The organism is Paracoccus sp. BR5-17 (genome assembly GCF_055693925.1).
Window position 1 is genome coordinate 1,571,286 of record NZ_JBVFUV010000003.1, and the last position, 14,352, is coordinate 1,585,637.

The following is a 14,352-nucleotide window of genomic DNA, read 5'->3' on the forward strand; positions in this document are numbered from 1 at the left end:
CCTGGTCGCCCCCTTGGCGCGGGCGGCAAGCGCCCGGGCGCGCATCGCGGCCTTGTCGGCAGCGGTCATAGCAGGATCACCGTGGCCAGCCCCAGGAAGGCGAAGAAGCCCACCACGTCGGTGACGGTCGTCACGAAGGTGGGCGAGGCAAGCGCCGGGTCGGCGCCCATCTTCTCCAGCGTCAGCGGCACCAGGATGCCGGCAAGCGCCGCGATGGTCAGGTTGATGATCATCGCCAGCCCGATCACCGCCCCCAGGCCGAAATTGCCGAACCACAGATAGGTGACCGAGCCGATGACGACGCCGAAGATGGCGCCGTTCAGGATGCCGACCAGAACCTCGCGCCGGATCACCCGCAGCGAATTGTCCTTGGTCAGGCCCTTGGTGGCGAGCCCGCGCACTGCCACGGTCAGCGTCTGCGTCCCCGCATTGCCGCCCATCGAGGCGACGATCGGCATCAGCACGGCAAGCGCCACCAGCTGCGCGATCGAACTTTCGAACAGCCCGATCACCGAGGCCGCCGCCACCGCCGTCAGGATGTTGGTGGCCAGCCACGGCACCCGCTGCCGGGCCGTCTGCATCACGCTGTCGTTCAGGCTGGATTCCTCGCCCACGCCGGCCAGCCGCAGGATGTCCTCCTCGTGTTCCTCGTCCAGCACCGACATGGCGTCGTCGATGGTGATGATGCCCACCAGCCGGTCGTCGCGGTCCACCACCGGGGCCGAGATCAGGTGATACTGGTTGAACACATAGGCCACGTCGCCTTCGTCTGCGAAGGCGCTGATGGTGCGGAAGCTGTCCTCGGTGATGTCGCGCAGCGCCGTGGAATGGTCCGAGGCCAGCAGCCGCCCCAGCGTGACATAGCCGGTCGGATGGCGGCGCGGATCGACCAGGACGATGTGGTAGAACTGCTCGGGCAGCCAGTCCTCGGATTGCAGAAAGGCCACCGCCTCGCCCACGGTCCAGTGTTCGGGCGCGGTCACCACCTCGGACTGCATCAGGCGGCCGGCAGAATGTTCGGGATAGGCCAGCGACTGCTGGACGGCGGCGCGGTCGGTGGCGTCGAGCGCGGCCAGGATCTCGGCCCGCTCGGGCTCGGCCATGTCCTCGATCAGGTCCACGACGTCGTCGCTGTCCATCTCGCGGACGGCTTCGGCCACGACCTCCGGGGGAAGCTGCTCGATCACCTCGTCGCGGATCGAATCGTCGATCTCGGACAGGATCTCGCCGTCGATCTCGCCGGAATACAGCGCCAGGAAGGCGCGGCGCTCGGCCGGGGTCAGGCGCTCGATGATGTCGGCGATGTCGGCGCCGTGCATCGGCTCCAGCAGGCTGTTCAGAAGCGCAGCATCGCCCGAGGCGATGGCGGCGTCGATCCGGTCCAGAAGCTCGCGGCGGGGCAGGAACTCGTCGTGGTCGTCGGGCTGGCCGTCCGGAAGGGGGGTCTGGTCGTTCATGCCGCCCCCGCCGTTCAGCAGCGCCAGGGCCGCGCTGTGCAGGGCGGGCGTGGCCGCCGCGATCACCTGCCCGCCGCCCTGGGCCGGGCCGCCCCGCCAGTCGGTGACGATGCCGCCCGCCGCCCGCACCACGGCCAGGGGGCCGGCGATGTCGTAGGGCTGCAGCCCGGCCTCGATCACCAGATCCACCTGTCCCAGGGCCAGCAGCGCATAGCCGTAGCAGTCCAGCCCATAGCGCGTCAGCCGCACCTGCCCCGCGACCCGGCGAAAGGCCGCGGCCTCGTCGGGGGTTCCCACTTCGGGAAAGGTGGTCAGCAGCGTCGCCCCAGCCAGATCGGCGGTCTGCCGCGCGGCCAGCGTGCGGGTGCCGGCATCGGTCACAAGCCGCGCCTGGCCCAGCCCGCCCTCGAACCGCTCGCGCAGATGGGGCTGGTCGATCAGGCCATAGATGATGTCACTGCCGTCCGACAGGCCGATCAGCACGCCCCAGGTGGGCGCGCCGCACAGGAAGGCGCGGGTGCCGTCGATGGGGTCGAGGATCCAGGTCAGGCCGCTGGTGCCGGGGGTGGCGCCGTATTCCTCGCCCAGGATGGCGTCGTCGGGGCGGCGGCGGGCCAGAACCTCGCGCATGGCGCGTTCGGCGGCGCGGTCGGCTTCGGTTACGGGGTCGAAACCGGTCTGCCACTTGTTGTCGGCGCCCAGGTCTGTGCGGAACAGGGGAAGAATGGCCGCGCGCGCCGCGTCGGCCATCCGGTGCGCCGTGTCGATGATGTCCTGCGCGTCCCGCATGGCTGCCCCCTGATCCGTTCCGCCACCGGCAGGACTAACCCGAACGGCACCGTCCTGCCAGTGCCGCCGAAGCGGATCGGGCGGCAAGGCCGCGGCGGGCGCCGCCCGCAAGGGGTGGCGACGGCGCAGGGGGCCCGCGCCGCCGCGGTCGTCAGGCGGCGTCCGACAGGACGCGGGCCAGTTCGAAGATCTGGCGGCGCTGCGCGACCGGCATCGTGTAATAGGCGCGCACCAGTTGCAGCGCCTCCTTGTCGGCCAGGATGTCGCCGGCGACCGCTTCGGGGGCGTCGCCCTCGTGCAGTCCCTCGAAGAAGAAGCTGACGGGGACATCCACGGCCCGCGCGATGTCCCACAGGCGGGACGCCGAGACGCGGTTCATGCCGGTTTCGTATTTCTGGATCTGCTGGAACTTGATACCGACCTTGTCAGCCAGCTGCTGCTGCGTCATGCCGATCATCCAGCGACGATGGCGGATACGCTTGCCAACGTGAACATCAACACCGTGCTTCATCGTTACCACCCTAACTTCGTGCAATCTAAGGAAGCAGTATCTTAACATTTCTCAATTTTCGAGTGTCAACCTGGTTAACGGCGTCGGTTCTGACCAAAAAGACAGGTTTCTGCCGGGCGCCGGCGGCCTTCTGGTAAAGGAATGAGTGCATTGGCGAAAACTTTTCCGTCCGGTGGATCGGGGCTGATCCGAACCGCGATGATCGAACAACTGGGGGGCGAGCCGGTCCTTCGGCAGCGGCCCGCGCCGCAGGCCGGCCCGGACCGGGTCCTGGTGCGGATGCGCGCGGCGGCGCTGAACTTTGCCGACCTGCTGAAGGCGAAGGGGCAGTATCAGGAACGCCAGGATCCGCCCTTCGCCCCGGGCCTCGAGGGCGCGGGCGAGGTTCTCTCCGCGCCCGCGGACAGCGGCCTTCGGCCCGGCGACCGGGTCGCGGTGCTGGCCCCCGGAACCCTGGCCGAGGTCGTCGCCGTCCCGCCCTCCGCCTGCACCCCCATCCCCGCGGCGATGTCCTTCGCGCAGGCCGCGGGCTTCCAGATCGCCTACGGGACCAGCCATCTGGCGCTGACCTACCGCGCCGGCCTGCGCCCGGGCGAGACGCTGGCGGTGCTGGGGGCCGCGGGCGGCGTGGGTCTGACCGCGGTCGAGATCGGGGCCGCCATCGGCGCCCGGGTGATCGGCGTCGCGCGCGGCCGGGACCGGCTGGAGGTGGTGCGGGCGGCCGGCGCGGGCGACGTCATCGACAGCGCGGACTGTCCCGACCTGAAGGCCGCGCTGCGCGACCTGGGCGGCGTGGATGTGGTCTATGACGCCGTGGGCGACAGCGCGGGCGAGGCGGCCTTCGGCGCCCTGCGGCCCGGCGGCAGGTTCCTGGCGATCGGCTTCGCGGGCGGAAAGCCGCCGGTGCTTCCGCTGAACCACGCCCTGGTCAAGAACATCGCTATCCACGGCGTCTATTGGGGCGGCTATGCGAAGCTGGACCCCGGGGCCCTGGCGGCCAGCACCGCAGCGCTCATGAGGATGTTCGAGGAGGGCCGGCTGTCCCCCGTCCTGGGCGAGGAGATGCCCATCGGGCAGGTCGCCCGCGCCTTCGAGTTGCTGCGCAGCCGCAGGTCCGTGGGCAAGATCGTCCTGACCTTGTAACATCTGCGTAAAAGTGGGCCGGTCGCGGCCCTTATCGGCATTGAATCCGGGCCGTGTCATGCCAATATGGTGCGATAATCCGGCCACTTGCCGGTAAGTCTCATGGGAGAGGTTGATGGCAGATTACAACACTTACCGCACCACGCAGAGCGTCGGCGCCCGCCAGGGGCTGATCGACGAAGGGCTGCGGGCCTACATGAACAAGGTTTATGGGCTGATGGCGGTCGGCATGGGTGTAACCGCCGTCGCGGCCTATGGCATCAGCACTGCCGCCGTCGACGCGTCCGGGCAGCTGACCCAGCTGGGAACGGCGCTCTACGCCTCGCCCCTGAAATGGGTCGTCATGTTCGCCCCGCTGCTGGTGGTGTTCGCCTTCGGGGCCGCGCTCAACCGCTTGTCCGTGCAGGCGGCGACGATGCTGTTCTACGGGTTCGCGGCGCTGATGGGCGTCTCGATCAGCTCGATCTTCCTGGTCTTCACCGGGACCTCGATCGTGCAGACCTTCCTGGTGACGGCCATCGCCTTCGCGGGCCTTTCGCTGTGGGGCTATACCACGAAGAAGGACATCTCGGGCTGGGGCAGCTTCCTTATCATGGGGGTGATCGGCCTGATCGTGGCCTCGATCGTGAACATCTTCCTGCAGTCGTCGGGGATGCAGTTTGCGATCTCGGTCCTGGGCGTGCTGATCTTCGCGGGCCTGACCGCCTATGACACCCAGAACATCAAGAACACCTACCTGCAACTGGCGGGGTCCGACCGCGACTTCCTGGGCAAGTCCGCCATCATGGGTGCGCTGCAGCTGTATCTGGACTTCCTGAACCTGTTCATGTTCCTGCTGCAGTTCATGGGCAACCGGGAATAAGCACCCCGTTCCGCCTTCAGCACCACGGAAAAACCCGCCAGGTCGCCCCTGGCGGGTTTTTTCACCTGCGATTCGCGCGGTCCTAGGGTCCAGACTCATTGATCTTCAAAGCCAGAACATGATGGTTGCCGCGAGTGCGACAGCGGACAGGAAGGTCTTGGCGCATCTGTCATAGCGGGTTGCGACCCTGCGCCAGTCTTTCAGGCGACCGAACATGATCTCGATGCGGTTGCGGCGGCGATAGCGCCGCTTGTCGTAGCGGACCGCCTTGCCGCGCGACTTCCGCCCCGGGATGCAAGGGCGTATCCCCTTGTCTTTCAACGCTTCCCGGAACCAGTCGGCGTCGTAACCGCGATCCGCGATCATCCACTCGGCAGCGGGCAAGCTGCCCAGCAGGGCGGCGGCTCCGGTGTAGTCACTCACTTGGCCCGCGGTCATGAAGAACTTCAGGGGCCGTCCCTTGGCGTCGGTAACGGCATGTAGCTTGGTATTGAGCCCGCCCTTCGTTCTGCCAATCAAACGTCCGCGCTGGTCGTCGGGCCCCCTTTTTCGCCCGCAGGCTCGAAGCCGTGCGGTGCGCTTTCAGGTAGGTCGCATCGATCATGATGGTCTTCTGCTCGGCACCCTCGGAGGCCAGTCCTTCCATCATCCTGGCGAAGACTCCCATGTCGCCCCACCGCTTCCATCGGTTGTAGAGCGTCTTCGGAGGTCCATATTCACGCGGCGCATCGCACCATCTCAACCCATTACGATTGATGAAGATTATGCCGCTCAAGACCCGACGATCATCAACCCGCGGCTTGCCATGACTCCTCGGAAAGAACGGCTTCAAACGCTCCATCTGCTCGTCGGTCAGCCAGAAAAGATTGCTCATCATTGCCCCCATCAGTTCGGGAGCGTGAATCACGCAGCCAAGGCGACCGCAAGCCGATTAATGGGTCCTGACCCTAGGCGCCGGCGTCCCAGGCGGCGACGATGGCCGCGGCCTTGGCGGCCACGGTCCCGGCGCCGTCGCCCGGTGCATAGAGGCTGGAGCCGATGCCGAAGCCAGCCGCCCCGGCCTTGCGCCAGGCGGCCATGTTGTCGGCCGAGACGCCGCCGACGGCCCAGCAGTCCGTGCCCGCAGGCAGCACCGCGCGCATCGCCCGCAGGCCCGCAGGACCGATCAGTTCGCCCGGAAACAGCTTCAGCCCCGTCGCGCCTGCGGCCAGCGCGGTGAAGGCCTCGGTCGGCGTCATCACGCCGGGATAACTGGCCATGCCGGCCGCGACCGTGGCGCGGATCACCTCGGCGTCGCAATTGGGCGACAGCACCATCCGCGCCCCGGCCCGGGCCACCTGCGCGACCTGACCGGCAGTCAGCACCGTCCCCGCGCCGATCTGCGCCGCGCCGCCGAAGTCGCGCGACAGGGTGGCGATGCTGTCCAGCGGATCGGGCGAGTTCAGCGGCACCTCCAGCCGGGTGATGCCGGCCTGGATCAGCGCCTGGGCGATGGCGGGTGCGTCCTGCGGCGTCAGGCCGCGCAGGATGGCGATCAGGGGGCGGGACATGGCTTATCCTTCCAGGAAACGAAGATGGGCGGCGCGCAGGCCCGCCAAAGTGGCGTCCTCGGCCGAGAGGCGCGCGGCGGGCACGCCCTGGGCGTCCAGCGCATCGGCATAAAGCCCGACCAGCGCATCGGCGCCGATCAGCGTCACCTGCGATCCCAGCCACCAGGGGCGGGCGGCGGCCAGTTCCCAGCCGATCAGCGTGCCCGACAGCCGCGCCCGCGCGGCGGCGGGATCCAGCCCCGACAGCAGCGATTCGGCGCGCAGCTGGAACAGCCCCGCATAGCCGCGTTCGGGGCGGCTCAGGGCATCGGAGACGGCTTCGCGGAACAGGTCCGGGTCGCTGTCGCCCTTGCCCACCGAATGGCGCAGGACCGACTGCCCGGCCAGCAGGCCGAACAGTTCGCCGGTCATGAAGCTCTTGAAGTTGCAGATTTCGCCGGCCGAGACGCGGACCCATTTGGTATGCGTGCCGGGCAGGCAGGCGATGCCGTCGAGAACCGGGGTCAAGCGCCAGCAGGCCGGCGATCTGGGTTTCCTCGCCGCGCATGACGTCGGGCGGGCTGTCCTGGCGGACCCCGCAGACGATGCGCACGGGCCGCCCGCCCGGATCGCCCGGCACCGCGACCAGGCGCGGCGCGGCGGGGCAGGGAACCGGGGCATAGGGCGCCTCGGCCCAGCCCTGGCGCGAACCGACCATGCCGCAGGCGATGACCGGCACGGCGGGCCAGCCTGCGGTGGCTTCGGCCAGCACCGGGGCAAAGCGGTCCGGCGTCAGGCTGGCCATGCCCCGGCCGTTGTGGCGGGCCTCGACCGGGGTGCTTCCCGCCATCGCCCAGAGCCGCAGGTTGGTGGTGCCCCAGTCGGCGGCGATCCAGTCTATCGTCACAAGCGCGTCCCTTCGATCACCGCCACGGTTTGCGGGAAGGCGGGCGGCAGGGCAAGCCCCTGCGACATCAGCGCGGCGCCGGGCAGGGTGAGGGGCCCGCGCGACAAGGCGGTGGCGCCGCGGGCAAGACCGGCCGGATGGTCCAGCATCGTCAGCCGATAGGCCGCAGCGGGATCCAGCCCGGTCAGCCGCAGGGGCGGCGGCTGCACCGCCACCGGCGCGTCGATCTGGGCGGCAAAGACCACCAGCCGGCTGCCGTCGGCGGCAAGCTGCATCTCGGCCGGGCTGCCCGCCGGGCGGTCCAGCCGCCAGATGTCGCCCGCCATCATCCAGTCGCGGTTGGCCTTCCACCAGCCGGTGACGCGAGCCAGGGTCGCTGCCTCCTTGGGGGTCAGTTCGCGCGGATCCATCTCGAACCCCATGTGGCGCTGGGCGGCGGTCCAGGCGCGCAGGGCCATCGGCAGAACCCGCCCCGAGGTGTGGCATTCGCGCGGCCCCACATGGCTGCCCGTGGCGCAGGCCGGCAGCAGCATGGCGGCGTGATGCTGGATACGCAGCCGTTCCAGGGCGTCGTTGCTGTCGGACAGCCAGACGCGGGCGCAGCGCGTCAGGATGCCCGCGTCGATGCGCCCCCCGCCCGAGGCGCAGCTTTCGAACTCGACCGCCGGATGGGCCGCCCGCAGCCGGTCCAGCAGGTCATAGACCCCCCGGGTCTGGGCCGCATCGGGAAAGGGCGGCAGGCGGTTGTGGTCCCATTTCACATAGTCGATGTCCCAGCCGCCCAGGATGGCGTCGATGCGGTCGAACAGGTAATCGCGCACGTCCTGCCGCGCCAGATCCAGGTGCAGCTGGTTGCGGCCCCGGATCTGGTCGGCCGGCCCCAGCACCCAATCGGGGTGGGCGCGATAGAGGTCGCTGTTCTCGTTGACCATCTCGGGCTCGAACCACAGGCCGAAGCGCATGTTCAGCGACCGGACCTTGTCGATCAGCGGCCAGAAACCCTGCGGATGCTTGCGCGGGTCGATGATCCAGTCGCCCAGCGACGAGGTGTCGTCGTCGCGCCGTCCGAACCAGCCGTCGTCCAGCACGAAGCGTTCCGCGCCCAGCGCCGCGGCGCGTTCGGCGATCTGGGCCAGTTCGGCGGGATCGTGCCGGAAGTAGATCGCCTCCCAGCCGTTGTAGTGGACCGGGCGCGGCTGGCGTGCCGGGGGCAGGGCGTCGCGGATCGCCCGCTGGAAGGGGATCGCCACGCTGTTCAGCCCGCCATCGCCGCGGCCAAGCCAGATTTCGGCTGTCTCGAACAGCGTGCCGGGCGCGCGTTCCGACCCCGAGGCATGGCCCAGTTGGATCTGGCGCCGCCCCTCGGGCAGGGCCTCGACCAGCATCCGGTGCCCGCCGGACCAGCCGTAATGCAGCGCCGCGGCCTCGCCCGTGGTGTTCGTGGTGCCGGGGGCGGTCAGCCACAGATGCGGCGGGTGTTCGTGCCCGGATCGCCCGGTGCGGGCGTCGCGCAGCCGCGCGCCCTGGTCCAGCCTGGTGGTCACGGGCTGGAACTCGCGCGTCCAGCGGCCGGCCAGTTCGGTCAGGTCCGACAGATGCGCGGGCACCGGCAGGGCGAGTGCCAGATGGTGCAGCGTCAGGGGCGCGTCCGACGACAGCCGCGCCCGCAGGCCGATCAGCCCGTGATCCAGGGCGCGAACCCGGATGTCCAGCCGAAGCCCCGCCGCGGCGTGGCGCAGGATCAGCGCGCCGTCCCGGTCCGTCGCGTCTGCGAGGCGCCAGTCGGGTTCCAGGGGCAGGCCGTTCCGGAAGGCGATCAGCCCGGGCTGGCCCGGAAAGCTGCGCCGCGCCTCGGGGATCAGCGACAGGGGCGGCAGGCTGTCCAGCATCCCCCCAGACGCCGCCCGCGCCCGCCGCCACCAGCGCCGCAAGGTCGGTCCCTTCGGGCAGCAGCGCGCCCCAGTAATGGCAGCAGGCCATGCCGCCGTCGCTGCCCAGCACCATCGTCTGCGCCGGGGTGTCGATGCGCCAGAGCCTCATTTCACCGCGCCCAGCGTCAGGCCGGCGATGAAGTGCCGCTGCATCAGGAAGAACATCAGCACCGGCGGCAGCGCCGCCGGGATCGACCCCGCGCTGACCAGGTGCCATGCCGCGACCCACTGGCCGTTGAGGCTGTTCAGCCCCGCGGTGGCTGGCTGGGTGTCGGCCCCGGTGGTCAGCACCATCGCCCAGAAGTAATCGTTCCAGATGAAGGTGAAGACTAGGACCGACAGGGCGGCGATGGCGGGGCGCACCAGGGGCAGCACGATATGCCAGAAGATCTGCCATTCGCTGACGCCCTCGACGCGGGCGGCCTCGATCAGCTCGCGCGGCAGGGCCTTGATGAAGTTGCGCATGAACAGCGTGCAGAACCCGGTCTGGAAGGCGATGTGGAACAGCGCCAGTCCGGTGATGGTGTTGTACAGCCCCATGTCCACCGTCAGGTCGCGCACCGGCACCATCAGGATCTGGAAGGGCACGAAGTTGCCCGCCACGAACATGAAGAACACCACCAGCGACAGGCGGAACCTGTAGACCGCCAAGGCGAAGCCGGTCAGGCAGGACAGCGCCACCGCGCCGATCATCACCGGGATGGTGATGCGGAAGCTGTTCCACAGGTATTGCGCCAGGGGCGAATTGCGGAACACGTCGGCATAGTTTTCCCAGGCTAGGCGCGAGGGGATGCCGAAGTAGTTGCCCGCGGCCAGATCCCCGGAAGGACGGACCGAGGTCATGGCCACCCCCAGCAGCGGCAGCAGCCACAGGACCAGCATGATCGGCAGCGCGATGCGGTAGGCGCGCTGCGCAGCCGGGGACAGGGTCTGGATGGGACGGGGAAACACGGGCTCAGACCCCTTTCTCGTCGCGCCACATCTTCCAGATGAAGCCCGAGATGAAGATCATCATGATCGCGAACAGCACCACGGCGATCGCGGCGCCGTAGCCCATGCGATAGCCGTATTCCGACAGCGCCTGTTCGTACATGTAGTAGGACAGCACGCGGCTGGACCCGAACGGCCCGCCCGCGGTCATGATGCTGACCAGGTCGAAGCTGCGCAGCGCCCCGATGACGGTCACCACCACGGCGATGAAGGTCGCCGGGCGCAGCTGCGGCAGCACCACGTGCCACAGCATCCGCCAGCCCCGGGCGCCGTCCAGCCGCGCGGCCTCGATCTGGTCGGGTGCGACCGCGTTCAGGCCGGTCAGGTACAGGATCATGCAATAGGCGATCTGCGGCCACAGCCCGGCCGCGATGATGCCATAGGTGACATAGCGTTCGTCGGCCAGGATCGCGACGCCCTCGCCGGTGGCCCATTCGATCAGCGCGTAAAGCAGCCCGAAGCCCGGCGCGTAGAACCACGAGAAGATCAGCCCCACGACCACCTGGCTGATGACGAAGGGAAAGAAGAACAGCGACTTGTAGATGCGGATGCCGCGCACGGTCTGGTTCAGGAACAGCGCGATCAGCAGGCCCGCGGGCACCGCCAGCAGATACAGCGCCAGCCAGATGATGTTGTTCCTGAGGCTGACATAGAAGGCCTCGTCCCACCACAGTTCGTCATAGTTGGCCAGCCCGATCCAGGTCATCGCGCCCAGCCCGTCCCAGTCGTGGAGCGAGACCCAGATCGACTGGAAGATCGGGATCAGCACATAGACCGAGAACATCAGCAGACCGGGGGCCAGAAACAGCCAGGGCGTCAGCCTGCGGCGCGTGCTGCGCCGGCGCGCGGGGCGGGACGGATGGGTGTCGGGCAGGGCGGTCATGGGCCGGCTTCCTGTTCGGGTCACGTGGCGCGGGCGGCAGGGGGCCGCCCGCGGCAAGGTCGCGTCGGGGTCACTGGGGCTGGACGCGCTGGCGCATCCGTTCCAGCCGCTCGAGGATCGCGTCCAGACGGTCGGGGCGGACCATGAACTCCTGGAAGCCCTCCATCCCGGCCTTGGCCATCTCGGGCGGGGCGTCGCGGTCGAAGAACTGGGCGATGCCGCCTTCGGCCGTGGACAGCATCTCGAACCCGGCGCGCAGGAAGGGATCGTCGCCCACGGTGGCCTCGGCATTGACGGGAAGCTGGCCCAGCGTGGCGTTCAGCTTGGTCTGCACGTCCGGGCGGGCGGCGAAGGCCAGAAACAGCTTCGCGTCCTCGGGGTTGCTGGCGCCCGAGGGGATGTGCAGCGTGTCCGTCGGCGCGTCCTCGGCCCGGGGAATCTCGGGGTTGATCGTCGGGAAGGGCATGAAGCCCAGGTTCTCGTCCGTCATGCCGCCGTCCTTGAAGGTGGCGACCGCGAAGTTGCCCATGACGTAATTGGCGGCCTTGCCCTGGACCAGGTTCGACACCGCGTCCTGCCAGTCGATCGCGGCGTGGTTGGCCGAGACATAGGGCAGCAGCTTCGCGAATTCGGCAAAGACCGCGCGTACGCTGTCGTCGGTCCAGGGGATCTCGCCGTTGGTCAGGCGCATGTGCCAGTCATAGCCGTTGGTGCGCAGCGACAGATAGTCGAAGATTCCCGCCACCGGCCACAGCGCCTTCGATCCGGTCGTCAGGCAGTCGATGCCGGCGGCCTTGAACTTCTCGCAATTGGCAAGGAAGCCTTCCCAGGTGTCGGCGGGCTCGACCCCGACCTGGGCATAGACGTCCTTGTTCATGTAGACGCCCCACTGGTAATAGGTGAAGGGCACACCCCATTGCTTGTCGTCGATGGTCATCGACGACAGGGTCGAGGACAGGCTTTCGGTCAGGCCGTTTTCCGCCCAGACATCCGACACGTCCATGAACTGGCCGCCCTCGACGAAGGGGCGCATCCGGTTGCCGGCGAACCAGACGGCGATGTCGGGCGGATCGGCCGTCAGGAAGTTGCGGATCGCGGTCTTGTAGCCCTCGTGATCGAAGGTGTTCACCTGCACGTCGATCTCGGGGTTCTCGGCCTCGAAATCCGCGATCAGCTGTTCGAAGGCGGCCTTGGGCGTCGGATCCGAGGCGTTGCTGTTGAACACCAGAACGCGATCCTGCGCCAAGGCGGGGGTGGCGGCGGACATCAGCAGCGCCAGCACCATCCCGCGTTTCAGTCGGACCATGGTCTCCCTCCCATGTAGTTCCAAATGTTGGAACTTTGTTTTGAATGTTGAAACTATGCTGCGAGATCGCTTAGCCTGTCAACAACAAGGGGGAACGATGACGTGACCGTGCAGGGACGGGAGACGAGCGATGGCACCGTGGGCCGGACGCTGGCGGTGCTGGATCTGGTGGCCGCCTTCGGCCGCCCGGTGCGCTTTGCCGAAATCCTGCCCCGGTCGGGCCTGCCCAAGGCGACGCTGTATCGCTTCTTGCAGGCGCTGACCCATCAGGAGATGCTGGCCTATGACGAGGATCGCCAGACCTATGCGCCGGGAATGCGCCTGGTGCGGCTGGCCCATTCCGCCTGGGCGCAGTCCAGCCTGGCGCCTCTGGCGCAGGAGGTGCTGAACCGCCTGGCCGAGGCTTCCGGCCAGACCGTCCATCTGGCGCAGCTTGACAACGGCGCGGTGCTATATGTGGACAAGCGCAACGCCAAACAGCCGGTCGAGATGTTCGCCCAGTCCGGCAAGGTCGGCCCCGCCTATTGCACCGGCGTCGGCAAGGCGATGCTGGCCCACCTGCCCGAGGACCGGCTGGCCGCCGCGCTGGCGCGCCAGTCCTTTCACCCGCACACGCCCAACACGCTGACCACGCCCGCCGCGCTGCGCGCCGAACTGGCCCGCATTCGCAGCCGCGGCTACGCTCTCGACGACGAGGAGCACGAACTGGGCATCGCCTGCGTCGCCGCCCCCATCCTGTCGGGGTCCGGCCGGGTGCTGGGGGCGATTTCCGTGACCACGACGACCGCCACGACCTCTCGCGATCAGCTTCTGGCGCTGGCGGATCCGGTGCGCGAGGCCGCGGCGCAGATCGCCGTCACCGCCCAGGCCTGGCGGTTCCCCGAACACAAGCCATGAGGTTCCCATGTCCGGCGTCCAGCTGAGCCGCGTCACCAAGGAGTTCGGCCCCGTGCGGGTCATTCACGGCGTCGATCTTCAGGTTGAGCGGGGCGAGTTCTGCGTCTTCGTCGGCCCCTCGGGCTGCGGGAAATCCACCCTGCTGCGGATGATCGCCGGCCTCGAGGAGACCACCGCCGGAGAGATCCGCATCGAGGGCAGCGACGTCACCCATGCCGAGCCCGCCGACCGCGGGGTGGCGATGGTGTTTCAGACCTACGCGCTCTACCCGCACATGACGGTCGCGCAGAACATGGGCTTCGGGCTGAAGATGAACGGCCATCCCAAACCCGAGATCGCCGCCAAGGTGGCCGAGGCCGCCCGCATCCTGAAGCTGGATCCGCTGCTGGACCGCGAGCCCGCCAACCTGTCGGGCGGCCAGCGTCAGCGGGTGGCCATCGGGCGCGCCATCGTGCGCGGCCCCAAGGTGTTCCTGTTCGACGAGCCGCTGTCGAACCTCGACGCCGAACTGCGCGTCGAGATGCGGGCCGAGATCGCGCGCCTGCACCGCGAACTGGGCGCCACGATGATCTACGTCACCCACGACCAGGTCGAGGCGATGACCATGGCCGACAAGATCGTGGTGCTGCGCGCGGGCCGGATCGAGCAGGTCGGCCGGCCGATGGATCTGTATGACGACCCCGACAACCGCTTCGTCGCCGGCTTCATCGGCAGCCCGGCGATGAATTTCCTGGCCGGGCGCGTCCGGGGCGGGCAGATCGTGACCCCGGCCTTCGCGCAGCCCCTTCCCGCCGACAGCCCCGCCCTGACCGAAGGCCGCGCGGTCGAGATCGGCCTGCGTCCCGACGCCCTGCGGCTGGAGGGCGAGGGACCGTTCCAGGTGGAGCTGGCCGAAAACCTGGGCGGCACGACCTTTGCGCATCTGCGCGCGCCGTCGGGCGAGAAGCTGGTCGTGCAGACCGCGCGGCGCCTTGACCCGGCCGGGGGCGGCAGCGTCGGGCTGGCCTTCGACCCCGGCCATGCCTTCTTCTTCGACGCCGAAACCGGCCAGCGCCTGCGATGACCCCGGTCTGGCCGCCGGCGGAAGCCCCGCGCTGGCCCGCACCCGGCCATCCCGCCCGCACTGCCGACCCCACCGCCACCTTGC

General features: G+C 68.8%; 13 protein-coding genes and 2 pseudogenes. 4 read left to right on the forward strand and 11 right to left on the reverse strand.

Annotation, left to right across the window (positions count from 1 at the left end; translation table 11 throughout):
• Positions 1-65: 65 nt before the first annotated feature.
• The 3 genes and pseudogenes from mgtE to ACZ1HC_RS09265 all read right to left on the reverse strand — a co-directional run bounded on the left by mgtE (position 66) and on the right by ACZ1HC_RS09265 (position 2,757).
• Entirely contained in the window at positions 66-1,457 is a 1,392-nt protein-coding gene (gene mgtE, locus ACZ1HC_RS09255) for a magnesium transporter (protein ID WP_472700817.1), read from the reverse strand.
• Positions 1,458-1,490: 33 nt separating this feature from the next.
• Positions 1,491-2,246, reverse strand: a pseudogene (locus ACZ1HC_RS09260) (inositol monophosphatase family protein); the annotation flags it as partial.
• 151 nt (positions 2,247-2,397) lie between these two features.
• On the reverse strand, positions 2,398-2,757 hold the full coding sequence (locus tag ACZ1HC_RS09265; RefSeq protein ID WP_472699725.1) for a helix-turn-helix domain-containing protein: 360 nt from the start codon (positions 2,755-2,757) through the stop codon (positions 2,398-2,400).
• A 150-nt stretch (positions 2,758-2,907) separates the two neighbouring features.
• On the opposite strand from ACZ1HC_RS09265, the gene ACZ1HC_RS09270 reads away from it, so the two are divergent.
• The gene (locus ACZ1HC_RS09270) at positions 2,908-3,900 is read left to right on the forward strand and encodes an NADPH:quinone oxidoreductase family protein (RefSeq protein WP_472699726.1); all 993 of its coding nucleotides are present in this window, start codon (positions 2,908-2,910) and stop codon (positions 3,898-3,900) included.
• 115 nt (positions 3,901-4,015) lie between these two features.
• On the forward strand, positions 4,016-4,762 hold the full coding sequence (locus tag ACZ1HC_RS09275; protein WP_472699727.1) for a Bax inhibitor-1/YccA family protein: 747 nt from the start codon (positions 4,016-4,018) through the stop codon (positions 4,760-4,762).
• A gap of 105 nt (positions 4,763-4,867) precedes the next feature.
• Here ACZ1HC_RS09275 and ACZ1HC_RS09280 read toward each other — a convergent pair.
• The 8 genes and pseudogenes from ACZ1HC_RS09280 to ACZ1HC_RS09315 form a co-directional block, all read right to left on the reverse strand.
• Positions 4,868-5,636, reverse strand: a protein-coding gene (locus tag ACZ1HC_RS09280; protein ID WP_472698529.1) for an IS5 family transposase whose coding sequence is annotated in 2 segments (ribosomal slippage) — positions 4,868-5,300 and positions 5,299-5,636 — 771 coding nt in all. Because the reading frame shifts where the segments join, the coding sequence is not laid out codon by codon here.
• Positions 5,637-5,709: 73 nt separating this feature from the next.
• Positions 5,710-6,312 carry a 2-dehydro-3-deoxy-6-phosphogalactonate aldolase gene (locus ACZ1HC_RS09285; protein ID WP_472699728.1) on the reverse strand — a complete coding sequence of 201 codons (603 nt, stop codon included), beginning with the start codon at positions 6,310-6,312 and terminating at the stop codon, positions 5,710-5,712.
• A 3-nt stretch (positions 6,313-6,315) separates the two neighbouring features.
• Complete coding sequence (locus tag ACZ1HC_RS09290) at positions 6,316-6,819, reverse strand: 2-dehydro-3-deoxygalactonokinase (protein WP_472699729.1); 504 nt, start codon at positions 6,817-6,819, stop codon at positions 6,316-6,318.
• A 52-nt stretch (positions 6,820-6,871) separates the two neighbouring features.
• A pseudogene (locus tag ACZ1HC_RS09295) lies at positions 6,872-7,141 on the reverse strand (2-dehydro-3-deoxygalactonokinase); the annotation flags it as partial.
• Between the two features lie 53 nt (positions 7,142-7,194).
• A complete protein-coding gene (locus ACZ1HC_RS09300) occupies positions 7,195-9,129 on the reverse strand; it encodes an alpha-galactosidase (RefSeq protein ID WP_472699730.1) in 1,935 nt (644 codons plus the stop codon).
• Positions 9,130-9,234: 105 nt separating this feature from the next.
• On the reverse strand, positions 9,235-10,080 hold the full coding sequence (locus tag ACZ1HC_RS09305; protein WP_472699731.1) for a carbohydrate ABC transporter permease: 846 nt from the start codon (positions 10,078-10,080) through the stop codon (positions 9,235-9,237).
• 4 nt (positions 10,081-10,084) lie between these two features.
• Positions 10,085-11,002 (reverse strand): carbohydrate ABC transporter permease, encoded by a 918-nt coding sequence (locus ACZ1HC_RS09310; protein WP_472699732.1) that lies wholly within the window; start codon positions 11,000-11,002, stop codon positions 10,085-10,087.
• A 70-nt stretch (positions 11,003-11,072) separates the two neighbouring features.
• On the reverse strand, positions 11,073-12,308 hold the full coding sequence (locus tag ACZ1HC_RS09315) for an ABC transporter substrate-binding protein (RefSeq protein WP_472699733.1): 1,236 nt from the start codon (positions 12,306-12,308) through the stop codon (positions 11,073-11,075).
• Positions 12,309-12,416: 108 nt separating this feature from the next.
• On the opposite strand from ACZ1HC_RS09315, the gene ACZ1HC_RS09320 reads away from it, so the two are divergent.
• Positions 12,417-13,205: an IclR family transcriptional regulator gene (locus ACZ1HC_RS09320; protein ID WP_472700818.1), complete on the forward strand. Its 789-nt coding sequence runs from the start codon at positions 12,417-12,419 to the stop codon at positions 13,203-13,205.
• Positions 13,206-13,212: 7 nt separating this feature from the next.
• Entirely contained in the window at positions 13,213-14,268 is a 1,056-nt protein-coding gene (locus tag ACZ1HC_RS09325) for an ABC transporter ATP-binding protein (RefSeq protein WP_472699734.1), read from the forward strand.
• Positions 14,269-14,352 lie beyond the last annotated feature (84 nt).

What these genes read in the sequence shown, in the direction of transcription:
- mgtE (WP_472700817.1), bottom strand. Translation starts at nt 1,457, where the DNA reads ATGAACGACCAGACCCCCCTTCCGGACGGCCAGCCCGACGACCACGAC.
- ACZ1HC_RS09265 (WP_472699725.1), bottom strand. Translation starts at nt 2,757, where the DNA reads ATGAAGCACGGTGTTGATGTTCACGTTGGCAAGCGTATCCGCCATCGT.
- ACZ1HC_RS09275 (WP_472699727.1), top strand. Translation starts at nt 4,016, where the DNA reads ATGGCAGATTACAACACTTACCGCACCACGCAGAGCGTCGGCGCCCGC.
- ACZ1HC_RS09285 (WP_472699728.1), bottom strand. Translation starts at nt 6,312, where the DNA reads ATGTCCCGCCCCCTGATCGCCATCCTGCGCGGCCTGACGCCGCAGGAC.
- ACZ1HC_RS09310 (WP_472699732.1), bottom strand. Translation starts at nt 11,002, where the DNA reads ATGACCGCCCTGCCCGACACCCATCCGTCCCGCCCCGCGCGCCGGCGC.
- ACZ1HC_RS09315 (WP_472699733.1), bottom strand. Translation starts at nt 12,308, where the DNA reads ATGGTCCGACTGAAACGCGGGATGGTGCTGGCGCTGCTGATGTCCGCC.
- ACZ1HC_RS09325 (WP_472699734.1), top strand. Translation starts at nt 13,213, where the DNA reads ATGTCCGGCGTCCAGCTGAGCCGCGTCACCAAGGAGTTCGGCCCCGTG.